The following is a 25344-nucleotide window of genomic DNA, read 5'->3' as shown; positions in this document are numbered from 1 at the left end:
TGTTTGGGTTTCTTTGCTTTTATGTCTTTACCAATACCCGCCGCACTCGAGTTTTATGCGCCTTACTCTGTTGAGATTGATGGTTCACGCGGCACCAATCGTGCCCACACACCCTCAACGCTTTTGCATGCCGACAATGACGTGGACGCTTTGCAAGCCTGGTTAGCGCAATACATCGATAGCCCAAATACCTTTACAAGCTATCGCAAGGAATCGGAACGGTTATTGCTTTGGGCAAACTTAGAACGTAATAAAGCCATTTCCTCGCTGACCCACGAAGACTTGTTGCTTTATCAGCAGTTTCTACGCGACCCTGCGCCTAGATCACGTTGGGTATTAAAAAAAGGCGCTAAGGTAGCGCGTTCTCATGAAGATTGGCGCCCTTTTGCTGGCCCGTTATCTGCTAGTAGCATTCGTCAAGCCTTAACGGTGCTAAATAGCATGTACAGTTGGTTAGTTTCTGCAGGCTACTTAGCTGCTAATCCATTGGCGGTATTACGTGGCGCACGCACGGCACCTGCTAAACGTATGCAGCGTTATCTCGACATGGAGCTTTGGGATCAAGTAAAGCAATGCATCGAGCACTTACCCCAAGAAACCCAACGAGAAAAAGAACATTATTACCGTTACCGTTGGTTGTTTTCTTTGCTGTATATGTGCGGCTTGCGGGTTTCTGAGCTCAGTCAAAACCGCATGAATTCACTTTTCTCTCGTCGTGATCGCCATGGTACTTTGCGTTGGTGGATGGATATCGAAGGCAAAGGCCAAAAAAGCCGCACCATTCCTATTACCGAAGAGTTAATGGATGAGTTGATACGCTATCGAACATTTAAAGGGTTACCCCCCTATCCAACCGCTAATGAAGACTATCCGCTCGTTCTACCTATTGGATACAAGCAATCAAAGCCTCTCACGCGCGCGGCAATCCACAATATTGTGAAGCGGATATTTACGGATACAGCGGCTTATTTGCGCAGTTTAGGCGATGCGTATGAAAGTGACGCCTTGCATGTAGAACAAGCCTCTACCCATTGGCTGCGCCACACCGCTGGTACGCATATGATCGAGCAAGATATGGATTTACTCCACGTGCGCGATACCTTGGGTCATTCTTCTATTAATACTACCAACCGCTATTTACACACTGCTGACGACGCACGTCATGATGCAACCCAAGATAAACACAAATTAAAATGGTAACTAACCAACCTTAACGCCGTGTGATCTTGCCAACATGTCAATACGCTCTATGATTTCTATTTAATGCCTTGCTAGATGGCAATTTCCAATAGAACCCGTTACACTTTTCTTTTTATATAAATATACCTACATATATAAAGAGGCTGAGAGTGAAGAAAAAAGTGATGGGATTGTTCTGTAGCATAGTGTTATCTACGCCGTTATGGGCCGCAGAACTGACGGTTGCCACGGCAGCGGGTTATCGTAAGCCGTTAACTGAGGTGTTTAACGCGTTTACTGAATCCACGGGTATTCAGATCGACAGCGCGTTTGGCAATATCAAACAAATTGAAGCTCAAGCACGACAAAACCCTAACATTCAAATCCTGATTGGCGACTGGTTTTTTATTGAACCTATGAAGTTAGCCCAAGAGCATGTCGTTATTGGGCAAGGCAAATTAGTATTAGTCAGCCCCAAAGATAACCCCCTTAGTTCGCTTAATGACCTGCTTAACGATTCGGCGAAAAAAATAGCGATTGCTGATAGAAAAAACGCTATTTATGGTAAAGCGGCTATGGAGTGTTTTACAGAACAGGGGTTATTAAAAGACATTGAGCCTAAATTGCTTGAGGTCACCACCCTACCACAAGTCAGTACCTATGTAGTCACGAACGAGGTGGATGCCGGGTTTGTCAACCTAAGCGAGGCTCAAGCCCATCAAGATAAATTGGGTCCACCGATTGAAATGCCGCAAAGCTGCTACCGCGCTATTGATTTAAGTGCCGCTCCAATAACAGGGCGCAGTAATACGAGGGAGGCCAACGCTTTTTTACAGTTTTTAACTACAGAAAACGCACGCGTTATTTTAATGCGTCATGGCTTGTAAATGGGTTTAGGTTGTAGTTTCTCTTCGCTATCGCTGAGCATAGAGGTGTTGCTGTGGTCGTTGCTTTGGCAGTGTGTAATCGGTACCGCCCTCGCTTGGCTGTTAGCTCGAAAACATTTTTGGGGCAAAGGCATTATCGATGGCCTGATTACCTTGCCTTTGATCTTTCCACCGATTGTTATTGGCTACGCTTTGCTTTTGACTTGGGGGCGCAATGGCTGGCTGAGTACCCTACTGCCAGAACTATTGCGTCCTACGGTAATTTTTACCACTAAAGGCTTAATTCTGGCCGCATTTATTGCGGGGTTGCCGCTAATGGTCAAGCCTCTACAAACTGCTTTTAGTCATGTGCCTAAACGTTTGCATGAAGCCGCTGCCACGCTCGGTTATTCCAAGTGGCAGACCTTTGTGTATGTCGACTTACCATTAATCCGCAAAGGCTTTGCGGCTGGTTTAATTTTAGCTGGTGGTCGCGCTTTGGGTGAGGTAGGCATTTCATTGATGTTAGGTGGAAATATTGTGGGCCGCACAGAAACCCTGTCTTTAGCTATTTTTAACCACGTAATGGATGCAAATTTTGCGTGTGCCAACACGTTATCTTTATTGCTTGCCTCCTTTGCTGGGTTGTCTTTTTATGTATTACGACGCTTTGGTGCTTTATGATGAACTCTGTTTTTTTTGACCATGCAACAATCGACCGCTGGATTAACGAGGATGCGCCCTTTTTGGATCTGACAAGTCATATGCTAGGAATTGGTGCAGCAGACGCATACATTGAATTTACGATCCGTCATGAGGGGGTAGCCGCCTGCACCGAAGAAGTCAACCGCATCTTAACGCATTGCGGTGCTCAAAGCATAGAAAGTAAAGCTTCCGGAACCCAAGTTCAGGCTGGTGACGTATTGCTTCGTGGCCATGGGCCTGCGCATGCCGTATTACGGGCTTGGAAAGTAGGCCAAAACCTATTGGAATACAGTTGCGGGGTGGCACGTCAAGCGGCACGCATGTATCAGAAAATACAACAACACGATCCAAGCATGGCGTTGCTTACTACTCGTAAACATGCCCCAGGTTTACGTGCCTTAGCACTTAAATCTACGATATGTGCTGGCGCCCTACCGCACCGCCTTGGCCTTAGCGAAACGGTTTTAGTCTTCCCGCAACATATTGCCTTATTAGGCGGCTGGGAAGCGTTAAAAAAGCAGCTAGTTACACAAAAAGCAGGTTTTGCGGAAAAGAAAGTCGTTATCGAAGCACAAAACCAAGAGGAAGCGCTTTTAGCGATTGAAGCAGGTGCTGATGTCGTGCAATTTGATAAAGCGACGCCTGCTGAACTGCAAGCTTGGCTACCCGCATTACGTCAACAATGGCCTCAAGGTGTATTTCTAGCGGCCGGAGGAATTAAGCTAGATAATATAGAGGGCTACGCCCACACTGGGGTCGATGCCCTAGTTACCAGTGCGTTGCACTATGCTCCACCTGCAGACATCGGAGTCCATATTTACCCAGACGCTTAAGGCCTAGAAATAAAAAAAGCGCTAGTTAGATAGCGCTTTTTTTATTTCACCTAATTAATTAGGCGCACCAGCCATTAGCCAATCAACGACAACGGTTAGGTCTTCGTCAGTAATACCCACGTTAGGCGGCATAGGAATGGCACCCCACACCCCTTGACTACCTTCTTTGATGTGCTTGGTTAACAGCTCGGCATTAGCTGGGTCATCTTTGTATTTTTCAGCGACTTCCTTGTAAGCAGGGCCAACGACTTTGTTGTCGACTTGGTGACAGGCTAAACAGGCATTCTTTTGTAGGATTTCTTGCACTTTCTCAAAGGAAGGTGCTTCTGCTTTTGCTACACTTGCACCAAACACAAGTGGTAAGCATAAAGCCAAATATTTGATTTTCATTAAAAACTCCAAAACGTATACTAACGTAGTAGTATATTTTACTACTACCAGACCTAATTCAAGTTACTCGCCTGCAAAAATAGTGTGTGTAACACGACTACATTCCCCATACAGAGAGACACATGAGAAATATTTTAGTCCCAACCGATGGTTCAAAGCCAGCACTACGAGCACTAGAACTAGCAATCTCAATGGCTAAACAACAAATCGAGACGTGTACAGTTCATGTTGTTAACGTACAAAGCCCAATTATCTCTAACAATGTAAGCCGTTTTTTTAGTGCAGACGTATTAACTAGCTATTATGATGATGAAGGCAAAGCCATATTGGATACCTTAATACCTACCCTTTCTGCTTCTGGCGTACAACACCAAACCCATGTGGCCGTCGGCACCATTGATGACGTAATAAAGCGTTTTATTACGGAACACCAATGTGATCACCTTATTATGGGAACTCGGGGCCTAAGCCCCGTTCCTGGTTTATTATTGGGGTCTGCTGCAACCAAGATTATTCATGCTGTCGATATACCCGTTACTTTGGTTAAATAAATTAGTCTTTTAGCGGCGCTGTCATAGCCAGAGGGTCAATCCAAGCATCGTACTGATCCTCTGTCAAATGCCCTAATTCAATCGCGGCCTCTTTTAGGTTTAGCTGATTTTCATGGGCATGTTTTGCAATAGCTGCAGCATTGTCATACCCAATATGGCGGTTTAATGCCGTCACTAACATTAAGTTTTGCTCTAGGTAGTAATCAATTTTTTCTAGATCAGGCACAATACCAACAGCGCAATGATCATTAAATGCCGCGCATGCATCGCCCAGCAACTGAATGCTTTCAAGGACGTTATGCACCATCACAGGCTTGTACACATTTAATTGGAAGTTGCCCTGGCTGCCGGCAAAAGCAACCGCGGCATCATTCCCAAAAACCTGTACACACACCATGGTTAAGGCTTCGGCCTGCGTTGGGTTCACTTTTCCAGGCATAATAGACGAACCCGGTTCGTTTTCAGGAATATGGATTTCGCCGATGCCGCAGCGTGGGCCACTGGCTAACCAGCGCACGTCATTCGCCATCTTAAATAAGCCACCAGCCAACGTACGCAAGGTTGCTGAAAAATTCACTAAAGCGTCATGGGCAGATAACGCAAAAAATTTATTTGCTGCACTTTTAAATGGCATGCCGGTGTGCTGGGCAATATACGAAGCGGTTAAATCGCCAAATTTAGGGTGAGCATTTAGCCCTGTTCCCACAGCAGTACCACCAATCGCCAAATCATAAATACCTGGCAACTGATTGCGTACGCTATCTAAACCAAAATCAATTTGAGCTACCCAGCTTCCTATTTCTTGCCCTAGCGTAATGGGAGTGGCGTCTTGCAAATGGGTGCGTCCGGTTTTTACGATCGCGCTGTATTTTTGTGCTAATCCGGCTAAGGTATCGCGCAATGCCTCGACATGGGGAAAAAGATGCCGGTGTGCGGCCAGCGCTACCGCAATGTGCATAGCAGTAGGAAAGGTATCATTCGATGACTGCCCTCGGTTGACATGATCATTCGGATGAACTGGGTGCTTGGTTCCCATTTCGCCGCCTGCTAGCTCTATGGCTCGGTTCGAGATTACCTCGTTGCTATTCATATTGCTTTGGGTGCCTGAACCGGTTTGAAACACCACCAAAGGGAATTCTTCATTTAATTTACCCGTGATCACATCATTGGCGGCTTGAATAATAAGTTCAGCGACCTCTGGGGGGATCTGATCTAAGTCTCGATTGGCTTTAGCTGCAGATTGCTTGAGTATGCCCAGCGATTCAATCAAAACAGGTGTTAATGTGAAACGCTTCACCCCAATCGGAAAATTCAGTATAGACCGTTGGGTTTGTGCACCCCAATAATGATTGGCGGGTACATCAATAGCCCCCATCGAGTCGGTTTCAACACGTGTGTTTTGCATGATTAGCTCCTTGGTTACGCCAAAACGGAATAAATTGCAGCAAGGTTAGGAATCTTCGAAGCGCTGAGCCCACAATAAACTAATGTCTACCATGCGATTCGCAAACCCCCACTCATTATCAAACCAAATAAATAAATTCACTAGGCCCTCCTCGTTTGTGGAGGTCTGACTACCATCTATAACAGCTGAATGCGCATCGTGGTTAAAATCAATGGATGCATGGGGGCGATCTGAGTAGGCCATGATCTCTGGGTGACGCTGTGCCGCCTGAATAAACAAGCTATTTATTTCATTAACCGTCGTTGGGCGTCGTAATTGCACCATTAAATCAATAGCGGAAACGTTTAAAATAGGAACACGGATAGCTTTAGCTTGGACTTTATGCAATAGCTGAGGCAACAAGCGCTCTACTCCGCGAGCAAGCCCAGTCGCTACAGGCACCATAGACTGCATGGCTGAACGGGTACGTCGTAAATCGTTGTGATGGTAACCATCGATCATGGGCTGATCATTCATCACGGAATGCAACGTCGTTAAAAAGGTGTAATCCACCCCATACGATGCATCAAGCTCAGCTAGTACAGGAATCACGGCATTGGTGGTGCACGACGCATTCGATACTATACGTTGCGCCCCATTAAGCTCGTGATTATTAATGCTTAACACCACCGTATGATCGACCTCGTCTGCGCCATCTGCGGGTTGAGACACCAACACACGCGGGCAACCTGCATCAATAAACTGCTGCAATTGTTGACGCTTGCCATAGATACCCGAACACTCTAAGACCAAGTCCAGCTTGTAATCGGCCCAAGGTACATCGACTATGCCAGAGGCATGGGTAACGGCTATTTCTTTGCCGTTAATTAATAAGCTGGTATCACTGCGCCCTACTTTGCCAGGAAAAACTCCATGGGTAGAATCAAACTGCGTTAAATACGCCATGGTTTCTAAATCGGAGGGCTCGTTAATCGCCACAATTTCTATTTGCTGATGTAAGCCTCTTTCATAAATAGAGCGCAATACACATCGCCCAATTCGGCCATAGCCATTAATTGCAATTCGTATAGGACGCATAACTGACTTATTAAAATGTAATTGAAAAACCGCCATCTATCACCATAACATGCCCATTCACGTACGAGGCAGAGGGAGAAGCTAAAAATACGGCGGCGCCTGCGATTTCATGTGGCTGTGCCCAACGTTGGATTGGGTTGCGTCCTAGCACTTGTGGCCCTTTAATGGGGTCAGCGGCGAGCGCTTGATTGGTTTCCGTTGCAAAGGTACCGGGTGCAATACCATTGCTTGTAATCCCATCGCTTCCGAATTCCACTGCCAACGCACGTACCATGCCTTCTATGCCTTGTTTGGCAATGGGGTAAATGCTGTCACCTGGGCGTGCTATACGCCCTGCTATAGAAGACAAACTGATAATGCGTCCAGATTGCTGAGATTGCCGCATAGCCATTGCAGCAAGTCGTGAAAGTTGAACGGTTGTCGTTAAATTCGTTTGAATGTGTTGGGTAATTTCTGTTGGTGTACATTCGGCAAAGCTTTTACGTAATCGTTGTCCTACGCAGTTGACATGGATACTAGGTACTCCATATACTTTACATAATATATTATGATTATGCGTATAAGAATCAAGATCGTTGATGTCTTGTACAAAAGGATAAGCCGCGTGGCCGGCCTGACGAATAGATTGAACGGCTGTAGCGACGGCGTCTGCACTGCGTCCGTTGATAAAAACAGTGGCCCCACTGGCGGCATAGGCTTGGGCAATGGCAAACCCTAAACCTTGACTGGATCCAGTGATCAAGGCGATTTGCCCTGCTAATGAAAAATTGGGTGCAAACGAGCTCATGCGCTGACTACCTCATTGAGTACAATGCCCTCGCTATAGGCATTAATAATATTGATCACGACATCTGCCACATGCTGCATGGCCTGAAAAGACGCCCAAGCCACATGGGGCGTCATAATAAAATTCGGTTGACCCATTAAGCGCATATAAGGGTGATCTGCGGCAGGCGGTTCTGTTTCACAGACGTCTATTCCCGCCCCCCGAATTTGATGGTGCTGCAACGCTTGAGCCAATGCCAATGGGTCGATCAACCCCCCTCGTGCTGTATTGATAATTAACGGCTGCTTTTGCATTAGAGCAAACTCGGGCTCGCCCAATAAATGGTGAGTTTGCGCATTAAGGGGGCAATGTAAACTAATCACATCGCTTTGGGCTAAAAAATCAGTAAATGGTACCTGATGATGTTGAGTAGTTCCGTTTTTACGGCCTGCGAAAATCACCTTTAGCCCTAATGCTTGCGCTTTAGTAGCCAGTGCTTGCCCAATACTGCCCGCCCCCACAATGCCTAAAGTAGAACCTGTTAAATCGCGGATCGGATAGTCAAAATAACAAAACTGATTACTTTGTTGCCAACGCCCTGCTGCAACCGAACGGTGGTAATCCAAGACATGTCGCTGGAGCGCAAAAATTAACGCTAGGCAATGCTCAGGCACGGTGGTTGTAGCATAGTTCGACACGTTGCTTACTTGGATACCAAGCTCTTGGCATACAGCAACATCCACATGATTAAAACCCGTCGCGGGTATAGCAATTAATTTAAGTTGCGGTAACTGACGCAGTAGCTCGGCACCTAAGGGGACTTTGTTACTAATAATGATCTCTGCCTGAGCACAACGTGCAAGCAAATCGGATGCGTTGGTTTGATCAAACTCGTGCCATTCGTGTGCCTTTTTTGGCCTATTTAATTGCACCGTTGGTGCTAAGCTTTGTCTATCTAAAAATACTATTTTCATGAGAGTGAATGGGCAACCAAGGCCTCCCCGTCTGCAGTTTTTACTAAGCAACGTGTATGATAAAGCTCTACACCGTGCAATTTTTATCTATCGTAACGTATTTAGGATACCCATATGAATTTTAGTTTGGCGGCACCCCAAGACAGCCCAGCCCCACAGTACGAATTAAGAGATTTTTTCCAAAACCCGCAACGTAGTGCCTATGCGCTATCAGATGATGGGTCTATGCTAGGCTTTTTACAGCCTGTGGTAGTTGAACAAAGCACTCGATTAAATGTATTTGTACAGGCCGTTGAGCAAGGCAAACCTGTCGGGACACCCAAACAAATTAGCTTTGAAACAGAGCGCGATGTGGACGGCTTTTTTTGGAAAGGCCCTCATACTGTGGTGTATGCCAAAGACTTTCATGGTGATGAGAACTATCACGTCTTGGCAGTCAACGCAGAAAGCGGAGCCGTTAAAGACCTGACACCTTTTGATGGCGCTCGTGCAGGCATTCAAGATGACCTCGAAGATGATCCCGATCATTTATTAATTGCCCATAACGCCCGTAACCCAGAGGCGTTTGATGTGTATCGCGTCAATATTCACACAGGTGAACAAACCCAAGTCGCTGAAAACCCTGGCAATATTGTGGGCTGGCAAACTGATCACGCCGGGCGTGTTCGGCTCGCAATTATGAGCGACGGGCTACATACTGTACTTTTATACAGGGCCGATGAAAACTCAGCTTTTACCCCTATCATCCAAACAGACTTTCGCACAGATGTCAGTCCACAGTTTTTTGATAAAAATAACCACAAGTTCTATGCCCTCAGCAACCGAGGTCGAGATACCTCAGCCTTAGTGCTGATTGACCCTGATCACCCCGATGACGAACAGCTTATTTTTGAAAACACAAAATATGATTTGTTAGGGGCTGGCTACTCACGTTTACGTCACATCATTACCGCAGCGTTTTTCGAAGCCGATAAATTGCACTATCATTTTTTTGACGAGATTAGCGCTATTCGTAACGAGCGCCTTAAACAATTGCTGCCTGGTTACGAAATTAGCTTGCAAAGTGCCACACGTGATGAAAAAACCTTTGTGGTCGCTGCGTATAGTGATCGAACTCAAGGCCATCGTTTTATCTATAACGATGATACCCAAAGTCTCTATCACCTAGGCGAGATTAATCCACATCTGAATCCCGCTCACATGGCCCCCATGAAACCCATTCGGTTTATGGCGCGTGATGGTTTGGAAATACACGGCTATTTGACCTTACCCATTGGTGTTGAGGCTCGCGATTTGCCTGTTGTGGTGAATCCGCACGGTGGCCCTTGGGCGCGCGACAGTTGGGGGTTTAACCCCGAGGTGCAGTTTTTAGCTAACCGCGGTTATGCCGTATTGCAAATTAACTTCCGTGGCTCCACCGGTTATGGGCGCCAATTTTGGGAGGCCAGCTTTGGTCAGTGGGGCTTAAGCATGCAAGACGATATCAGCGATGGGGTAGCTTGGCTACTAAAACAGCGTATTGCTGACCCGAGCAAGCTCGCTATTTATGGTGGCAGCTATGGTGGCTACGCCACGCTCATGGCTTTATGTAAGACGCCCGATGTCTATGCCGCTGCCATTGATTACGTTGGGGTGTCCAACTTGCTGACCTTTATGGATACCATTCCTCCTTATTGGCGCCCCCTTCTAGAAAAAATGTACACCATGGTGGGGCACCCCGAGCACGACAAAGCGCGTCTAGAGGCCACGTCCCCTGCTCTAAATGCCCAGCATATTAAGACACCTTTATTTATTGCTCAGGGCGCTCAAGATCCTCGCGTTAATAAAGCCGAAAGCGATCAAATGGTCAATGCACTTAAAGCTCGAGGGGTCGAAGTGGAATACATGGTGAAAGACAATGAAGGTCACGGCTTTCACAATGAAGAAAATAAATTTGAGTTTTACGAACGCATGGAGCAGTTTCTGGACCAGCACTTACAACCTAACCCAAAAAGGAAGACGCACAAATGAAACTCTATTACCTACAAGGCGCATGCTCTTTGGCAGTACATATCGTCTTAGAATGGATTGGTGAGCCGTATGAATCAGAATCCATCGCACGCACAGCACTTAAATCCGAGGCATTTTTAGCGCTAAACCCCGTCGGTTCAGTGCCGGTGCTACGTGATGACGATTTCATTCTGACGCAAAGCACAGCTATCTTGCAGTACTTAGGTGAAAAATACCCTGCAGCAAACCTGGTGGGGTCCGATTTACATTCACGTGCCGAGGTACGCCGTTGGCTAGGCGTAGTGAACTCGGACGTACATCGTTTGTTTGGATTGCTATTTGGCTGGAAAAACTATGTAGCAGAAGCTTGTAAAGACGAGCTCATCGCTGGGGCCAAAACACAACTACAACGCTACTTTGCTCTGTTAAATACCCAGCTACAAGGCAAAAACTATTTAACCGGTACACGCTCTGTGGCGGATGCGTATTTGTGGGTCACTTTACGATGGGCTGGTCTGGTGGGGGTAGATATTAGCCCCTATGTCGAGTTAGTTCGTTTCTACGAACAACTCGGCCTTGATGCTGGGATACAGTCGGCCTTAACCCAAGAAGGACTTTCATTGGCTTAGGTAAAAAAAATCCCAGACCCTCAGGCTGGGATTTTTTCTACGCCCCTAGGTAGGCTTGGCGCACCGCATCGTTACTGAGCAAGTTGATGCCCGTGTCTTCCATAACGACCTTGCCGGTCTCTAATACATAGGCGCGGTCTGCAATGTGCAGCGCTTTGTTTGCATTTTGTTCGACCAAAAACACCGTTACCCCCTCGCTGCGGATGGTTTGAATAATTTCAAAGATTTGATTAATGATGAGCGGTGCCAGACCAAGCGTTGGCTCATCAAGTAAAAGCAAGCGTGGTCGTGTCATCAACGCACGCCCAATGGCCAACATCTGCTGCTCGCCCCCAGACATCGTCCCTGCACGCTGACTCGCTCGCTCTTTTAAACGGGGAAACAGATCGTATACGTGCTGCTCCCCTGCTTCGATTTCGGTTTTACTAAGGAAAAAACCGCCCATCTTTAGGTTCTCAGCCACAGTTAAGTCGGGAAACACACGTCGCCCCTCGGGTGACAAGGCCATGCCACTGCGCATAATCATGTGAGTAGGTTGCTGCGTAATATCGATGCCCTCGAACACAATAGAACCGGAGCTAGCACGGGGTGAACCGCATACTGTCATTAACAGGGTAGTTTTACCGGCCCCATTCGCACCAATAAGCGTAACGATTTCACCTTGATTGACCTTCACACTGACTTGATCTAGGGCTTGAATAGCACCGTAATATGTACTGACCGCATTAAGCTCTAACACTTACTCTTCTCCTAGATAAGCTTTAATCACACGAGGGTCGTTTTGAATAGCAGCGGGTTTGCCTACTGCGATGGGTTTACCGTACTCCATAACCAGAATCTCATCAGAGATCCCCATAACTAAACTCATATCGTGTTCAATCAGTAAAACGGCCACCCCTTTTTCGCTACGCAGCTGATTAATTAAGACCTGCAGATCGCGTTTTTCTTGGGGGTTTAACCCTGCAGCGGGTTCATCTAAGAGCAATAAACGAGGCTGAGTAATCATGCAGCGGGCAATCTCTAGACGCCGTTGATGCCCATACGCCAAATTTCCTGCTTCGCGATTGGCATAAGGGCGTAAATTCATGTAATCCAACCACCAAGCGGCCTGGACTCTGGCCTCTTCTTCGGCGCGACGGTAGGCGGGTGTTTTAAGCAAGCCCGCTAGCAGACGGGTATTTAAGCGTTGATGCTGAGCCACCAGTAGATTTTCAAGCACCGTCAAGTTTTTAAACAACCGCACATTTTGAAAAGTGCGCACCAACCCCATTTGCGCCACTTTATGACTGGGTAAGGCATGGATGGGCGTATCGCCCAGTTGAATATGGCCAGCGGTGGGTTTGTAAAAACCACCAATGCAGTTAAATACCGTGGTTTTACCTGCACCATTTGGACCAATAATGGCAAAGACTTGATCGGACTTGACCTCGAAACTGACGTGGTCTACCGCCAGTAGGCCCCCAAAACGCATGCAGAGATCGGTAACGGTTAATAAAGTTTGACTCATTTATAACTCCACATGAGGACGCTTTACAGGCAATAAGCCTTGGGGTCGCCATGCCATCATTACCACCATGACTAAACCGAAAATCAGCATACGGTACTCAGCAAACTGGCGTGCGATCTCGGGCACGACAGTTAATAAAATGGCCGCAAGAATCACACCCAGTTGTGAACCCATGCCACCTAAAACCACTACCGCTAAAATTAAGGCGGATTCAATAAATGTAAAAGATTCAGGGTTAACAATACCCTGACGCGCTGCGAAAAAAGCGCCCCCAAAGCCGGCAAACATGGCCCCAATAGTAAAGGCTGACAGCTTGATGCCGGTGGGGTTCAGACCCAACGAGCGACATGCAATTTCATCCTCGCGCAAGGCCTCCCAAGCGCGCCCCACGGGCATGCGAACGAGTCGATTAGAGACAAAAAGGGTAATCAACGCCAAAATTAATGCCAAGATATACAAATAAATAATGACATCGACGTTATTAAACTTCCACCCCATCAGATCATGAAAGGTGGTTTCCCCCTCGGGCGCACGACGAGCCATCACATAACCAAAAACGGTGGGCTTAGGGATACCCGCAATGCCATCTGGGCCCCCTGTAATGGGGTACAAGTTAATTAATAACAAACGAATGATTTCGCCAAAGCCTAGCGTCACAATGGCAAGGTAGTCGCCCCGTAAGCGTAGGACAGGAAAGCCCAGTAAATAACCAAACAAGGCGGCCATTGCCCCCGCCATGGGTAAAGACGACCAGAAGCCCCACCCTGCCCAGTGGTAAAGCAGCGCATAGGTATAGGCGCCCACAGCATAAAAGCCGACAAAACCCAGGTCTAATAACCCTGCAAAGCCCACGACAATATTTAAGCCCAGACCTAACATGACATAAATGAGGACAAGAGTAGCAATGTCAATTTCGGCGCGGCCGGCAAAAAATGGCCACACTAAAGCTAGCGCCACAATTAATAACAAGGCGGCTTGGCGTGTTTTATCGTTTATCGTGGGCAAGGTAAGACGGGTTTGCCGCCCAGACAGCCAGCGCGTTAGGTACGGGCGCAGCAACTGGAACACAAAGACCACTGCCATGCCCCACCCGATCATGGGCCAGTCTGACGCTAGGGTAGTTTCCGCACCCACGCGAAGAATTTGAAAGCCAAAAATAGGCGCAATAATAACACCCGCCAATATGGCGGCAAAAAAAGCATTCTGGAATTGTTTGGCCATTAGACTTTTTCCACTTCTGGTTTACCAAGCAAGCCCGTAGGACGGAACAGCAAGATTAAAACTAACAATGCAAATGCCACGATGTCTTTGTATTGCGAAGAGATATAGGCCGCCGCAAAGGTTTCAGCCAAACCAAGAATGACCCCGCCCAGCATAGCGCCTGGAATGCTACCAATACCGCCCAATACGGCTGCGGTAAAGGCCTTGATGCCCGCAATAAAACCAATAAAAGGCGTGAGTTTCCCAATGGCGAGCGCAATCAGCACCCCGCCCACTGCGGCCAGCATCGCCCCCACAATAAAGGTAAAAGAAATAATGCGGCTGGTATCAATCCCCAGCAAATTAGCCATACCGAGATCTTGGGAGCAAGCGCGTGAAGCGCGTCCCATACGCGAATATTTAATATAGAGGCTAAGTAGGGTCATTAATATGACCGTAGTCACAATAATGAGAATGCGCGAATACGGCGCATTAAAAACAAAGTCATCGCCCAATTGAATTTGTAATGCACCCGAGACTAAATTGGGCACGGCCATATCGCGTGCGCCTTGACCCAACGCTACCCAGTTTTGCAAGAAAATGGACATACCAATGGCGGAAATTAAGGGCACTAGCCGTGGACTGCCCCGCAAAGGCGCGTAGGCCACCTTTTCCACGGCGTAGCCATACACAGCGGTAACCAGCGCCGCCACAATCAACATAATGAGAACGATCAGCATGACCGGTATACCGGAACCCACCCCTATTGCTGATAAGGTGACGAGTCCGGTGTAGGCGCCAATCATGTAAATTTCGCCATGGGCAAAGTTAATCATGCCGATGATGCCATAGACCATCGTGTAACCAATGGCTATCAAGGCATAAATAGCGCCTAACGACAGCCCATTAAATAGCTGCTGCACAAGCTGCGGAAGAATATCGGCCATAATAAAATTCCAAAAAGCAAACTAAGTGGCTTGGTAAGCCACCTAATCGCCCATAAACAAAGGGCTGTTGATCTTGTAAAGAGCCAACAGCCTAAAAATTAAGTATTGCGTATTCTGTAACAGTCTTCAAGAATTGTCACTACGTAATAGCCCTAGAGCTTGAGCAGCGATGTGATCTAGGGTTACATATTGGAAGGCCGCGCGATATTCCACATCAGGGCTCTAAATGGTGCCAACATAAACGTGTTCAAACACAATTTAACGGCCAAATCGCCTAGCATTAGTGTTTGCCAAGGCATGTCAGTACCCGCAAATGCCACACTAAAAAAGATAAAGGTATCAACGACTGCACCGGCAATACCCCCTACAAGGGGTGCTTGCCACCAAGAGCGATGCCGTAAACGGTCGAAAAGATAAATATCACATAGCTGCGCCACCAAAAAAGCACTGCCAGAGGCCAACGCAATACGCGGTGTGGCCACAAAAACAGAAATCAGTAAGGCTGCAACAAAGCCGAAATACGCGACGCGTCGTGCTGATTGTGGCCCAAAGCGACGATTCAGTACATCGGCCACCAAAAAGGCAATGGGATAGCTGACCGCCCCCCAGGTGAGCCAATTATTAATGGGGTATTGCACCAGTACATTTGAGGCCACCACAATAATAATCATGGCACCAATAGCCGTGCATAACTGCCCTATGCGCATAGGGTCAAAACGAGAAATAGACATAAGTAAATAAATTAAGAGAACTCTTGGGCTAATTCAGCAGCACGGTGTTGTGCTGCGTCCATTGCTTTCTGAACCAATTCAGAAAAGCCGTTCTGATTAAATACATCTAATGCTGCTGCAGTCGTTCCGCCTTTAGAGGTCACATTATCGCGCAGATGGCTTAAAGGCAATGGAGAGAGTGCGGCCAGTTCAGTAGCACCGCTTAGTGTAGCAAAGGCTAATTTGCGTGCTTGCTCTGGGCTAAGCCCTTGATGCACAGCGCCCGCAATTAAGGCCTCGAGAAATAAAAACACATACGCAGGGCCACTGCCAGACAAAGCGGTTACCGCATCGATAGCTTGGTCGTTGTCTACCCACACAAACTCACCCACTGTTTTAAATACAGTTTCTGCAATGAGCTTGTCATTGGGTTCGACCGCTGCTAATGCCATTAAGCCTGTAGCGCCACATCCGATAAAAGCAGGTGTGTTGGGCATTGCACGAATAACACGCTGATGGGGTTTACCATGCTGTGCTAGCCATTGGGCAATGTTCTGTGCTGCAATACCTGCAGCCACACTGATAATTAACGTATCGTCTTTTACATACGGTTGACACTGCAACAGCACCTCTTTCATGTGTTGCGGTTTGACCGCTACGATCCAGATGCGCTGCTGAGCCAGTTGTTCAGTAACCGTTGCAGCCGTTTGCGTACCCAAGTCTTGCCAGCGTTGACGCACCGTCTCGACTGGATCAATGACTAAGACATCGCTCGCGGCACATCGCTTACCAATTAAACCAGCAGATAAAGCCGAAGCCATATTGCCACCACCAATAAAGGCGAAAGTTAATGTATGCTTTTCATTAATCATTTTTCTATTGTAATCCGAGAAATAAAGGTTGTCGTGTGTGGGTTATTTTATATTGACCAAACAACCGATTAGTGGGTACAGTCACGCCATTGTAATAAACAAGTCATATGCTTAGATTCGTTATCTAAATGACCGTTTATTACTTTCATACACTCTACAGGAGAGCGCTAATGCGTACTACGACATTTACTTTGTCTTTGGCAACTGCAATTGCCATGATGGGTTCGGCTCATGCTGCCACTGAGATCCAGTTCTGGCACTCCATGGAAGGAGCACTTGGGGATCGCGTCAATGAACTAACCGAAAAGTTTAACAAAAGTCAGTCTGACTACGTCATCAAGCCCAGCTACAAAGGCAATTACGGTGAATCCATGAATGCCGGTATTGCTGCATTCCGTGCGGGTAACGCCCCCGATATTTTGCAGGTTTTTGAAGTCGGCACCGCCACCATGATGAACGCCAAAGGCGCGATTCAACCTGTGCAGGAAATGTCTGAAAAAGTTGGCAAGCCCCTAGACCCAAAAAACTTTATTGGCGCTGTAGCAGGCTACTACTCATCGTCTGATGGCAAACTTATTTCCATGCCATTTAACAGCTCCACTCCTGTTTTGTACTACAACAAGGACGCTTTCAAAAAAGCAGGCCTTGACCCAGAAAACCCACCCAAAACATGGGACGAGGTCGCAACCGCTGCCAAAAAAATTCGTGATGCCGGCTACGAGTGCGGTTACACCACCTCCTGGCCTTCCTGGATTTTGCTCGAAAACTTTGCCGCCTGGCACAACCTGCCTTTTGCCAGTGAAGACAACGGCTTTGGCGGTTTGAATGCCCGTCTAGAGACCGATAAACCTCAATTTATCGAGCACTTAACGTTCTTAACGAACATGTCCAAAGAAGGAACGTTTACTTACGGTGGCCGTGGTGATACGTCCAATGCGCTTTTTACTAGCGGTAATTGTGGAATGTTTACCGGCTCCAGTGGTAACCGTGCCAATATTATTAAAACAGGCAAGTTTGAGTTTGGCACCAGCACGCTGCCCTACTACAACACCCTCCCTGATGCGCCGCAAAACTCCATTATTGGCGGTGCTTCACTTTGGGTGTTTGCTAACAAATCCGATGAGACCTATAAAGGGATCACTGATTTCTTCCATTTCCTATCTAGCCCAGAGCAGGCCGCAGCTTGGCACCAAGCCACAGGCTATGTACCCGTCACCACGGATGGCTACCGTTTAACCAAAGAAGCCGGCTACTACGATGAAAACGTAGGCGCAGACGTCGCCGTTAAACAGCTTGATGCGTTGACTACAGAAAACTCACGCGGTGTGCGCTTAGGTTACCTACCGCAAATTCGTGATATTGAAGACGGTGAAATGGAGAAAATCTTCTCTGGTCAAGTCAGCCCAGAGCAAGGTTTAAAAACCATGGTTCAGCGTGGCAATGAACTGCTCGAGCGTTTTGAGAAAAGCGTTAAATAATACGTTAATATAAAAAGCAGTCCTATTGACGAATTTCGTCTACAATTTATGCCGGAATAGGGCTTTACTCCTATTCCGGTCTTTATTTTTTCTCTTATTGTCGTGTGGCTGATCCCACCCGCTTCTTATATGTAATCTTATGGAAAAGCGTGTCGTTTTTAACCATAAAACGCTGCCTTATCTGTTGCTGGCACCACAACTTGCCATTACGGTAATTTTTTTCTTTCTGCCCGCCGGCCAAGCACTATGGCAATCGTTTCACTTAGAAGACCCTTTTGGTCTTAGCTCTGCTTTTGTTGGTTTAGACAACTTTAAAGAGCTTTTTGCGCAAAGCGCATATCTGGAATCATTTAAAATTACAGCCCAGTTTTCGTTATTGGTCGCTGTTGCTGGTTTAGCTATTTCGCTGTTATTAGCCGTGCTAGCTAACCGAGTCATCCGAGGCGCAAATTTCTATAAGACCATGCTGATTTGGCCTTATGCTGTCGCCGCTGCCGTAGCAGGTGTGCTGTGGTTATTTATGTTCTCCCCTTCGGTGGGAATCATTGCTGTCTTTCTGTTTGAGATGGGTGTTAAATGGAACCCTCGCTTAGATGGCAACGACGCCATGCTGTTAGTGGTCATGGCAGCTGTTTGGAAACAAATTTCGTACAACTTTTTGTTTTTCTTGGCTGGACTACAGGCGATACCGCGCTCATTAATTGAGGCCGCGGCCATTGATGGCGCAGGCCCCATGCGTCGCTTTTGGTCAATTGTATTTCCGCTTTTATCCCCCACCACGTTTTTCCTACTTGTGGTCAACGTCATTTACGCGTTTTTCGACACCTTCGCTATTATCGATATTATGACGCAAGGGGGTCCAGGTGAAAGCACATCCATTCTGGTCTATAAAGTCTATAGCGTAGGGTTTAGAGGCTTAGATCTTGGTGCCTCGGCAGCTCAATCGGTAATTCTTATGCTTATCGTTATTGCGCTCACTGTGGTTCAGTTCCGCTTTATTGATCGCCGCGTTAACTACTAGGTCTTGTAATGATTGAACGTCGTCCTCTCTTAGACTTTTTTAGTCACTTTATTTTATTGCTTGGCGTAGCGGTCATTGCTTTTCCGCTCTATTTGACTTTTGTTGCCTCCACTCAGACGGCAGCCGAGGTCGCGCAAGCCCCCATGTCGTTACTGCCAGGCAGTCATTTTTTTGAAAACTACCACCAAGCCTTATTTGGTGCGCCTGGCACGAGTGCGCCACCCGTGTTACGGATGCTGTGGGTCAGTACCGTTATGGCGCTAGTGATTGCTATCGGTAAAATCGCCATTTCCATGATTTCCGCTTTTGCGGTGGTTTATTTTCGCTTTCCTTTACGCATGCTGTTTTTCTGGATGATTTTTGTCACCCTGATGCTGCCGGTCGAGGTACGAATTGCGCCTACTTTCAAAGTCGTGTCTGACTTGGGCATGTTGAACAGCTATGCTGGCTTAACGTTGCCACTGATTGCCTCAGCCACAGCCACTTTTTTGTTTAGACAATTCTTTTTGACCATCCCTGATGAGCTTGTTGAAGCGGCGCGTATTGATGGGGCAGGCCCGATGCGCTTTTTTAAAGACGTGTTGTTGCCTTTATCAAAAACCAGTATTGCCGCCTTGTTCGTTATTCAATTTATTTACGGTTGGAACCAATACCTTTGGCCTTTAATTATCACCACCAACGAAAACATGTACCCCATCGTGATCGGTATTAAGCGTCTGATCTCAGGCGGTGATAGCGTCACCGAATGGAATATCGTGATGGCTACTGCTATGCTCGCTATGATTCCACCTGCTCTAGTGGTCATGTTGATGCAAAAATGGTTTGTAAAAGGTTTAGTGGACTCAGAAAAATAAGCCACGACTCAGGATTTAATAATTATGGCAACTCTTACATTAAATAATGTCACCAAAGTCTATCCCGGCAACATTGAGGTCATCCATGGCATCGACATGGAAGTCCAAGACGGCGAGTTTGTAGTGATTGTAGGCCCTTCGGGTTGTGGTAAATCCACGTTGATGCGTATGGTCGCAGGCTTAGAAAGCATTACCGGTGGGACAATCGCCATTGATGACAAAGTCGTCAATCAACTCGAGCCCGCTGAGCGCGACATTGCGATGGTGTTTCAAAACTATGCGTTGTATCCGCACATGACGGTTTACGACAACATGGCCTACGGATTAAAGATTCGTAAATTTAGCAAAGAAGAAATTCGTGAACGCGTTAATGTCGCAGCACAAATTCTTGAACTATCGCAGTTATTAGACCGACGTCCGCGTCAGTTATCCGGTGGTCAACGTCAACGCGTTGCCATGGGCCGTGCTATTGTACGTGAACCCAAGGTGTTCTTATTTGACGAGCCCCTCTCTAACTTAGACGCCAAGCTTCGGGTACAGATGCGTCTGGAAATTCAGCGCCTACACCAACGTTTAAAAACCACTAGCCTGTATGTCACTCATGACCAAGTCGAGGCCATGACGCTGGCCCAACGCATGATTGTGATGAACAAGGGGGTTGCGGAACAAATTGGCACCCCCATGGAAGTGTTTGAAAAACCAGCCTCTACCTTTGTGGCCAGTTTTATCGGTTCGCCCCCAATGAACTTAATTCCTGTACGCGTCAGTCAAGACGGTACCGTGTATAACGATCGCGATATGGCACTGTTTATTCCAAAGCATCTTGTGCATCCCGCGTTATACGGTAAAAACGTTATCATGGGGTTACGACCCGAGCATGCTCTACTGCACCAAGACGGTTTAACTATCGAGGTGGAGATGATCGAAATTTTGGGTTCAGAGCAATTAATTCATGGGCGTAATGGTGAACATGGGGTGGTGATTCGCACCTCTACCGAAACCAGCAAAGCCAACCCCATCGAGGTGGGGGAATCCATTCAGGTAGGCTTAAACGAGGAATACCGCTTGCATTGGTTTGACGCGGAAACCACCAAACGCATTGATGTGTAACGGTTGTCCATAAAAAAACGATCGCTGATAAAGCGATCGTTTTTTTGTCTTAAGCGAGCTAATCAAATCGCTTTAAGTCAAAATACTTTGAGGTACCTGTGTCTACACTGGGTTCAGGCGTAGCAGGGATGGAAGCACGAGGCGTAGAAGTCGATGCTTCATCAGTCAACCGAATACTATTGGGGCGGCTGTGATCATAACGTTGTTCAAGCTCTCGTAACTGCTCTGCTAAGCGTGTGTTCTGATTGGCCTCAGCCCAATCGGCTGCTGTCAATTGATTTAGGCTACGTACAGTGGGGTCAGCCCCTTTTTGTAAAAGCAGATCCACCATGGGGCGGCTTCCAGAGCGCGCGGCCATCATTAATGCGGTAGAGCCATCTGGAGCAGGCGCATTCACCAATGCGCCGTGTTTAAGTAATAACTGTGCCGTGCTGACATGCCCTTTAGACGCCGCATAGTGTAGAGGCGTCCAGCCTAAGCGTTGCACCTGGGCCCCTTTAGCAATGAGTTGCTCAATGCGTTGGTCTTCACCTAATATGGCCAAATACATTAAGGGCGTTTCATTGTTGGCATTGATGACATTAGGATCAAATTGACGGTGGGCGATAAGTAAATCATACACAGACCAAGATTGGTTCTGGATGGCCCACATCACAGCGGGTAACTCTTCACGACTTTTACTATTTGGGTTTATACCTTGAGCCAAATAATTTAATACCGCCTTAGCGCGGTTATTTTCCACATCTAGCCAAAAAGCATCATCTACGGCGTAGCTGGTATTGACTAACCCGACGCTTAAACCTAAAGCAATAACCCATGAGGAAATGCGCATTGTGTAATCCTTTATAGCGTGTGAGTCTTGGTGAATAACTGATAAAAGTTGTGCGTGCTGGCTTGAGCCACCTGCGCGGCCGATAGGCCCTTGAGCTGGGCAATACGCTCGGCCACATGAACCACCCAAGCAGGTTGATTGGTTTTACCTCGGTACGGCACAGGGGCTAAGTAAGGCGAGTCGGTTTCTATTAATAATCGATCTAACGGCACCTTTTGCGCGACCTCATGCACTTGGTGTGCACTTTTAAAGGTCACAATACCAGAAAGAGAAATATAAAACCCCAAATCTAAGGCCTGCTTGGCGGCGTCCCAGTCCTCGCTAAAGCAATGCATTACGCCACCCACAGTGGAGTCGGCTTCGCGCATGATGGCCAGTGTGTCGGCATAGGCGTTGCGTGTATGGATGATACTGGGTAGACCGCTTTGTTTACTGACCTCAAGGTGCAAGGCAAAACGGCGACGTTGCCAGTCTAAGGGCTCTTCGAGGCGAAAATAATCCAAACCGGTTTCACCAATAGCAATAACTTTAGGATGGCGAGCACGCTCGAATAAATCATCAAAGGTGGGCTCGGGAACCGTGTCGTATCCGGGATGCACGCCTACGGAGGCGTACAAGGCATCATGTGCCTCGACCAATTGAATTAAGCCAGGCCAGTCCTCTAGACACACGCTTACCACCAACGCCTTGTCTACTTGGTGCTGATGCATGGAAGCAAGAACCGAATCAATGTTTGCTGCCAAATCAGGAAAGTCGAGATGACAATGAGAATCTATATACATAATAAATAAGCAACTAAGAGCTAAAGCGATGCTGAGCAATACGCTCTAAAGCAGTGTGTATTAATAGTTTAGCGTTTAATGGGTGCTCGGCTTGCTTTTTTTGTGCAGCAAGCCATTTCCATTGTTGTTGAATGACAGCTAAAGTCAGGTGAGGACTTAGTTGTGCATAGGCCTGAGTTAGACCGGGATAATAACGCGGCGCTAATTTTTGGGCACAAAACTGTAAATCCACATAAAAACGCTGCAAGGTATCTAGCCAGCGCGCCGTCGGTTCCTTTTCAAGTTGATCGGCTAAGGCAATAATGGCCTTAGGCTGGCCTTGAGCCAATCGCTCGGCCAACTGACCTAACCAAAGAGGATACGGCTGCTCTTGGGCGCGAGACAACTGCCAAGCGGCCACCGGCGCCCCCCCTGCTGCTGCCAGCCAATTTTCGGGCTGTTCAAGCTGTTGAGTGCTTAACCAGGCTAACCCTTGGTCAGTACTAGGCGACAGAAGCGGCAGTCGTCTACAACGCGAGATAATCGTGGGTAATAAGGCTTGGTAATTGTGGCTAACCAGTAAAAACACGGTGTTAGCCATGGGCTCTTCAAGTATTTTTAGTAAGGCATTTGCCGAGACATGGTTGAGGCTTTCAGCGGGGTACAAAACCGCTACCCTAAACCCTCCTCGGTGGGTTGCAGTATGAAACCAGTCGGATAAGGTACGCAACTGTTCAATACGAATGTGTTTAGATGGGCTTTTGGTGCTGATGGATTCGGGGTCTTCGTCGAGCTGGTAGGTTTCGGGACGGATCCAACGTAGATCAGGGTGGTTGCCCGAACGTACCCATTGGCACGAGGTACATTGGCCGCAGGCCTGTCCGGCATGCGGTTGCTCGCACAATAAAGCAGCAGCCCCTGCTTTGGCAAACTGAACCTTACCGATACCGGGTGTGCCATGCAATAGCCACGCGTGGGCAAAGCGCTGCGTATCCTGCAGCCATTGCTGGGCGGTAGCCAATTGCCAAGGGTAATACTCTAAAGGAGACATGCTTTTCCTAAATGAACGTATCCATCTGTTGGGCTAACTGCTGTTCAATCACATCAATAGATTGACTGCTATCAATCAGTTTAAAACGCTGTGGAAAACGTTGGGCTCGTAAATGATAGAACTGCTGTGTGCGTATAAAAAAGTCTTCCTCTTCAGTTTCAAAACGGTCCATATCGCGTGTACGACGCAAGCGTTCCTGAGCCAAACGCAAGTCTAAATCAAAGAGCCAGGTATGGTCAGGCTGCAAATGAGGGTGGGTCCATTGTTCAAGCTGTTCAATGGGCTGAGCGCCCAATTGGCGTCCGCCCCCTTGATAGGCAAAGCTTGCATCCGTAAAACGATCACACAGCACCCAATTCCCTGCAGCCAATGCAGGCTCTATGACTTGTTCAATATGTTCATTACGCGCTGCAAACATTAATAACGCTTCGGTTTTTAGGCTCATTGGTGTATATAAAAGCATATCACGTAGCTTTTCTCCGAGCGGTGTTCCCCCTGGCTCGCGCGTCACAACCACTGTGATACCTTTACGTTCCAAATAGCGCGTTATGAAAGGGATATGGGTGCTTTTACCGGCCCCGTCAACCCCTTCCAGAGTGAGAAACAGACCGCGTTGTGATGTAGGATGCATAAAATTAACTTTTATTTAAAATGTATTTACGTACAGCTCGGTTGTGCTCGGTCAAATTACGCGAAAATTCACTGGTGCCATCACCTCGAGACACAAAATACAAAAAATGATGTTGTTCAGGATGTAAGGTCGCCTGCAATGCGGCTTTGCTAGGTGTGGCGATAGGAGTAGGAGGCAAGCCGGTACGTGTATAGGTGTTCCAAGGGGTATCGGTTTGCAGATCACGCTTACGGATTCGTCCTTCGTAAGCGTCACCCATACCGTAAATGACTGTAGGATCGGTTTGTAGCAGCATGCCACGGCGTAAGCGGTTAATGAACACACCAGCGACTCGCTCTCGATCTGCACTATGCCCGGTTTCCTTTTCTACGATAGAAGCTAATATTAAGGCCTCGTAAGGCGTTTTAAGCGGTAAGTCGGGAGCCCGCTCAGCCCACATTTTTTCCAGTAAATCCGTCTGAGCTTGATAGGCGCGACGCAAAATATCGTAATCTGTCGTGCCTGGCACAAACACATAGGTATCGGGGTAAAACAAGCCTTCGGGATGAGTCGCATTGGCACCAAGCTGCGCAAGCAATTCGGCATCACTTAGCTCGGTCAAGGTCTGTTTTACGTGCGAATTTTCGCTAAGCACGGTACGAATTCGCTTGTAGTCCCACCCTTCGATTAAGGTAACTCGGGTTTGGAGCATATCGCCTTGTGCCATACGCTCGAGTAAGGCCCAAAGGGTATCGCCACGCACTGCCTCGTAGGCTCCAGCCTGTAATTGTTTGTCTTTTTCCGTCAGACGAGCCAACCAAACAAACTGATTTTCATCCAAGCTAATCCCTGCCTCGCGCATTTGCCGTGCAATGGCTTTAGGCCCTGAACCTGCTTCAATAATGTAATCAATCCGCTCAGCCTGCATGGGCACTGCACGTTGCATTACCCACCACCACACGCCATAACCGGCAGCAGCGCTGACCAGCATCAGTAAAACCAATAGACCTAACGCTTTTCTTTTCAT

27 protein-coding genes are annotated in these 25344 nt (G+C 47.5%); 11 read left to right on the top strand and 16 right to left on the bottom strand.

Annotation, left to right across the window (positions count from 1 at the left end):
• The first annotated feature begins 21 nt into the window (after positions 1-21).
• From GGR41_RS03645 to modD, 4 genes are all read left to right on the top strand, one after another.
• A complete protein-coding gene (locus GGR41_RS03645) occupies positions 22-1200 on the top strand; it encodes a tyrosine-type recombinase/integrase (RefSeq protein WP_167660674.1) in 1179 nt (392 codons plus the stop codon).
• Between the two features lie 149 nt (positions 1201-1349).
• Positions 1350-2066 carry a molybdate ABC transporter substrate-binding protein gene (gene modA / locus GGR41_RS03640; RefSeq protein WP_167660673.1) on the top strand — a complete coding sequence of 239 codons (717 nt, stop codon included), beginning with the start codon at positions 1350-1352 and terminating at the stop codon, positions 2064-2066.
• The gene (gene modB, locus GGR41_RS03635; protein ID WP_167660672.1) at positions 2067-2729 is read left to right on the top strand and encodes a molybdate ABC transporter permease subunit; all 663 of its coding nucleotides are present in this window, start codon (positions 2067-2069) and stop codon (positions 2727-2729) included.
• The gene (gene modD, locus GGR41_RS03630; protein ID WP_229711148.1) at positions 2726-3583 is read left to right on the top strand and encodes a ModD protein; all 858 of its coding nucleotides are present in this window, start codon (positions 2726-2728) and stop codon (positions 3581-3583) included. Before modB ends, modD begins: the two co-directional genes overlap by 4 nt.
• Positions 3584-3637: 54 nt before the next feature.
• Here modD and GGR41_RS03625 read toward each other — a convergent pair whose 3' ends face one another.
• Positions 3638-3973 (bottom strand): c-type cytochrome, encoded by a 336-nt coding sequence (locus GGR41_RS03625; RefSeq protein ID WP_077733156.1) that lies wholly within the window; start codon positions 3971-3973, stop codon positions 3638-3640.
• Positions 3974-4095: 122 nt separating this feature from the next.
• Between GGR41_RS03625 and GGR41_RS03620 the strand changes: the two genes are divergently transcribed.
• Entirely contained in the window at positions 4096-4524 is a 429-nt protein-coding gene (locus tag GGR41_RS03620; protein WP_167660671.1) for a universal stress protein, read from the top strand.
• 1 nt (position 4525) lies between these two features.
• Here the strand turns inward: GGR41_RS03620 and fumC are convergent, their stop codons facing one another.
• From fumC to GGR41_RS03600, 4 genes are read right to left on the bottom strand one after another with little or no spacing between them, the layout of a single operon-like run.
• Positions 4526-5929, bottom strand: a complete 1404-nt coding sequence (gene fumC, locus GGR41_RS03615; protein WP_167660670.1) for a class II fumarate hydratase — start codon at positions 5927-5929, stop codon at positions 4526-4528.
• A gap of 45 nt (positions 5930-5974) precedes the next feature.
• Positions 5975-7006, bottom strand: coding sequence for a type I glyceraldehyde-3-phosphate dehydrogenase (locus GGR41_RS03610; RefSeq protein ID WP_167660669.1), 1032 nt, complete (start codon positions 7004-7006; stop codon positions 5975-5977).
• Positions 7007-7016: 10 nt separating this feature from the next.
• Positions 7017-7793, bottom strand: coding sequence for an SDR family oxidoreductase (locus GGR41_RS03605; RefSeq protein ID WP_167660668.1), 777 nt, complete (start codon positions 7791-7793; stop codon positions 7017-7019).
• Positions 7790-8746: a D-2-hydroxyacid dehydrogenase gene (locus GGR41_RS03600; RefSeq protein ID WP_167660667.1), complete on the bottom strand. Its 957-nt coding sequence runs from the start codon at positions 8744-8746 to the stop codon at positions 7790-7792. The genes GGR41_RS03605 and GGR41_RS03600 overlap by 4 nt, the downstream gene beginning before the upstream one ends.
• A 114-nt stretch (positions 8747-8860) precedes the next feature.
• Between GGR41_RS03600 and GGR41_RS03595 the strand changes: the two genes are divergently transcribed.
• Positions 8861-10756, top strand: coding sequence for a S9 family peptidase (locus tag GGR41_RS03595; RefSeq protein WP_167660666.1), 1896 nt, complete (start codon positions 8861-8863; stop codon positions 10754-10756).
• Entirely contained in the window at positions 10753-11364 is a 612-nt protein-coding gene (locus tag GGR41_RS03590) for a glutathione S-transferase family protein (protein WP_167660665.1), read from the top strand. Before GGR41_RS03595 ends, GGR41_RS03590 begins: the two co-directional genes overlap by 4 nt.
• A 37-nt stretch (positions 11365-11401) precedes the next feature.
• On the opposite strand, the gene GGR41_RS03585 is transcribed toward GGR41_RS03590, so the two are convergent.
• From GGR41_RS03585 to proC, 6 genes are all read right to left on the bottom strand, one after another.
• A complete protein-coding gene (locus GGR41_RS03585) occupies positions 11402-12103 on the bottom strand; it encodes an ABC transporter ATP-binding protein (RefSeq protein WP_149026068.1) in 702 nt (233 codons plus the stop codon).
• Positions 12104-12871, bottom strand: coding sequence for a high-affinity branched-chain amino acid ABC transporter ATP-binding protein LivG (gene livG, locus GGR41_RS03580; RefSeq protein ID WP_167660664.1), 768 nt, complete (start codon positions 12869-12871; stop codon positions 12104-12106).
• Entirely contained in the window at positions 12872-14092 is a 1221-nt protein-coding gene (livM, locus tag GGR41_RS03575; protein ID WP_167660663.1) for a high-affinity branched-chain amino acid ABC transporter permease LivM, read from the bottom strand.
• A complete protein-coding gene (locus tag GGR41_RS03570) occupies positions 14092-15018 on the bottom strand; it encodes an ABC transporter permease subunit (RefSeq protein ID WP_077733162.1) in 927 nt (308 codons plus the stop codon). The genes livM and GGR41_RS03570 overlap by 1 nt, the downstream gene beginning before the upstream one ends.
• A 182-nt stretch (positions 15019-15200) precedes the next feature.
• Positions 15201-15749 (bottom strand): queuosine precursor transporter, encoded by a 549-nt coding sequence (locus tag GGR41_RS03565; RefSeq protein ID WP_167660662.1) that lies wholly within the window; start codon positions 15747-15749, stop codon positions 15201-15203.
• An 11-nt stretch (positions 15750-15760) separates the two neighbouring features.
• The gene (proC, locus tag GGR41_RS03560) at positions 15761-16600 is read right to left on the bottom strand and encodes a pyrroline-5-carboxylate reductase (RefSeq protein ID WP_167660661.1); all 840 of its coding nucleotides are present in this window, start codon (positions 16598-16600) and stop codon (positions 15761-15763) included.
• Between the two features lie 170 nt (positions 16601-16770).
• Between proC and ugpB the strand changes: the two genes are divergently transcribed.
• From ugpB to GGR41_RS03540, 4 genes are all read left to right on the top strand, one after another.
• Complete coding sequence (ugpB, locus tag GGR41_RS03555) at positions 16771-18078, top strand: sn-glycerol-3-phosphate ABC transporter substrate-binding protein UgpB (protein ID WP_167660660.1); 1308 nt, start codon at positions 16771-16773, stop codon at positions 18076-18078.
• 139 nt (positions 18079-18217) lie between these two features.
• Positions 18218-19099 (top strand): sn-glycerol-3-phosphate ABC transporter permease UgpA, encoded by an 882-nt coding sequence (gene ugpA / locus GGR41_RS03550; protein ID WP_167660659.1) that lies wholly within the window; start codon positions 18218-18220, stop codon positions 19097-19099.
• Positions 19100-19107: 8 nt separating this feature from the next.
• Positions 19108-19953 carry a sn-glycerol-3-phosphate ABC transporter permease UgpE gene (ugpE, locus tag GGR41_RS03545; RefSeq protein WP_077733165.1) on the top strand — a complete coding sequence of 282 codons (846 nt, stop codon included), beginning with the start codon at positions 19108-19110 and terminating at the stop codon, positions 19951-19953.
• A 24-nt stretch (positions 19954-19977) separates the two neighbouring features.
• Positions 19978-21063, top strand: coding sequence for a sn-glycerol-3-phosphate import ATP-binding protein UgpC (locus GGR41_RS03540; protein ID WP_077733166.1), 1086 nt, complete (start codon positions 19978-19980; stop codon positions 21061-21063).
• 58 nt (positions 21064-21121) lie between these two features.
• Here GGR41_RS03540 and GGR41_RS03535 read toward each other — a convergent pair whose 3' ends face one another.
• The 5 genes from GGR41_RS03535 to mltG are packed head-to-tail and all read right to left on the bottom strand — an operon-like array spanning position 21122 to position 25344.
• Positions 21122-21895, bottom strand: coding sequence for an ankyrin repeat domain-containing protein (locus GGR41_RS03535; RefSeq protein WP_167660658.1), 774 nt, complete (start codon positions 21893-21895; stop codon positions 21122-21124).
• A gap of 11 nt (positions 21896-21906) precedes the next feature.
• Positions 21907-22677, bottom strand: a complete 771-nt coding sequence (locus GGR41_RS03530; RefSeq protein ID WP_167660657.1) for a TatD family hydrolase — start codon at positions 22675-22677, stop codon at positions 21907-21909.
• A 13-nt stretch (positions 22678-22690) separates the two neighbouring features.
• A complete protein-coding gene (holB, locus tag GGR41_RS03525; protein WP_167660656.1) occupies positions 22691-23707 on the bottom strand; it encodes a DNA polymerase III subunit delta' in 1017 nt (338 codons plus the stop codon).
• A gap of 7 nt (positions 23708-23714) precedes the next feature.
• On the bottom strand, positions 23715-24338 hold the full coding sequence (gene tmk, locus GGR41_RS03520) for a dTMP kinase (RefSeq protein WP_167660655.1): 624 nt from the start codon (positions 24336-24338) through the stop codon (positions 23715-23717).
• Positions 24339-24342: 4 nt separating this feature from the next.
• Complete coding sequence (gene mltG / locus GGR41_RS03515) at positions 24343-25344, bottom strand: endolytic transglycosylase MltG (protein ID WP_167660654.1); 1002 nt, start codon at positions 25342-25344, stop codon at positions 24343-24345.

Origin of the sequence: Paenalcaligenes hominis, assembly GCF_011927625.1 — a bacterium.
GTDB lineage: Bacteria > Pseudomonadota > Gammaproteobacteria > Burkholderiales > Burkholderiaceae_B > Paenalcaligenes > Paenalcaligenes hominis.
This window is presented reverse-complemented; position numbering and strand designations above follow the sequence as displayed.

What these genes read in the sequence shown, in the direction of transcription:
- GGR41_RS03645 (WP_167660674.1), top strand. Translation starts at nt 22, where the DNA reads ATGTCTTTACCAATACCCGCCGCACTCGAGTTTTATGCGCCTTACTCT.
- modB (WP_167660672.1), top strand. Translation starts at nt 2,067, where the DNA reads ATGGGTTTAGGTTGTAGTTTCTCTTCGCTATCGCTGAGCATAGAGGTG.
- modD (WP_229711148.1), top strand. Translation starts at nt 2,726, where the DNA reads ATGATGAACTCTGTTTTTTTTGACCATGCAACAATCGACCGCTGGATT.
- GGR41_RS03625 (WP_077733156.1), bottom strand. Translation starts at nt 3,973, where the DNA reads ATGAAAATCAAATATTTGGCTTTATGCTTACCACTTGTGTTTGGTGCA.
- GGR41_RS03620 (WP_167660671.1), top strand. Translation starts at nt 4,096, where the DNA reads ATGAGAAATATTTTAGTCCCAACCGATGGTTCAAAGCCAGCACTACGA.
- fumC (WP_167660670.1), bottom strand. Translation starts at nt 5,929, where the DNA reads ATGCAAAACACACGTGTTGAAACCGACTCGATGGGGGCTATTGATGTA.
- GGR41_RS03610 (WP_167660669.1), bottom strand. Translation starts at nt 7,006, where the DNA reads ATGCGTCCTATACGAATTGCAATTAATGGCTATGGCCGAATTGGGCGA.
- GGR41_RS03605 (WP_167660668.1), bottom strand. Translation starts at nt 7,793, where the DNA reads ATGAGCTCGTTTGCACCCAATTTTTCATTAGCAGGGCAAATCGCCTTG.
- GGR41_RS03600 (WP_167660667.1), bottom strand. Translation starts at nt 8,746, where the DNA reads ATGAAAATAGTATTTTTAGATAGACAAAGCTTAGCACCAACGGTGCAA.
- GGR41_RS03595 (WP_167660666.1), top strand. Translation starts at nt 8,861, where the DNA reads ATGAATTTTAGTTTGGCGGCACCCCAAGACAGCCCAGCCCCACAGTAC.
- GGR41_RS03590 (WP_167660665.1), top strand. Translation starts at nt 10,753, where the DNA reads ATGAAACTCTATTACCTACAAGGCGCATGCTCTTTGGCAGTACATATC.
- livG (WP_167660664.1), bottom strand. Translation starts at nt 12,871, where the DNA reads ATGAGTCAAACTTTATTAACCGTTACCGATCTCTGCATGCGTTTTGGG.
- livM (WP_167660663.1), bottom strand. Translation starts at nt 14,092, where the DNA reads ATGGCCAAACAATTCCAGAATGCTTTTTTTGCCGCCATATTGGCGGGT.
- GGR41_RS03570 (WP_077733162.1), bottom strand. Translation starts at nt 15,018, where the DNA reads ATGGCCGATATTCTTCCGCAGCTTGTGCAGCAGCTATTTAATGGGCTG.
- GGR41_RS03565 (WP_167660662.1), bottom strand. Translation starts at nt 15,749, where the DNA reads ATGTCTATTTCTCGTTTTGACCCTATGCGCATAGGGCAGTTATGCACG.
- proC (WP_167660661.1), bottom strand. Translation starts at nt 16,600, where the DNA reads ATGATTAATGAAAAGCATACATTAACTTTCGCCTTTATTGGTGGTGGC.
- ugpB (WP_167660660.1), top strand. Translation starts at nt 16,771, where the DNA reads ATGCGTACTACGACATTTACTTTGTCTTTGGCAACTGCAATTGCCATG.
- ugpA (WP_167660659.1), top strand. Translation starts at nt 18,218, where the DNA reads ATGGAAAAGCGTGTCGTTTTTAACCATAAAACGCTGCCTTATCTGTTG.
- ugpE (WP_077733165.1), top strand. Translation starts at nt 19,108, where the DNA reads ATGATTGAACGTCGTCCTCTCTTAGACTTTTTTAGTCACTTTATTTTA.
- GGR41_RS03540 (WP_077733166.1), top strand. Translation starts at nt 19,978, where the DNA reads ATGGCAACTCTTACATTAAATAATGTCACCAAAGTCTATCCCGGCAAC.
- GGR41_RS03535 (WP_167660658.1), bottom strand. Translation starts at nt 21,895, where the DNA reads ATGCGCATTTCCTCATGGGTTATTGCTTTAGGTTTAAGCGTCGGGTTA.
- GGR41_RS03530 (WP_167660657.1), bottom strand. Translation starts at nt 22,677, where the DNA reads ATGTATATAGATTCTCATTGTCATCTCGACTTTCCTGATTTGGCAGCA.
- holB (WP_167660656.1), bottom strand. Translation starts at nt 23,707, where the DNA reads ATGTCTCCTTTAGAGTATTACCCTTGGCAATTGGCTACCGCCCAGCAA.
- tmk (WP_167660655.1), bottom strand. Translation starts at nt 24,338, where the DNA reads ATGCATCCTACATCACAACGCGGTCTGTTTCTCACTCTGGAAGGGGTT.
- mltG (WP_167660654.1), bottom strand. Translation starts at nt 25,344, where the DNA reads ATGAAAAGAAAAGCGTTAGGTCTATTGGTTTTACTGATGCTGGTCAGC.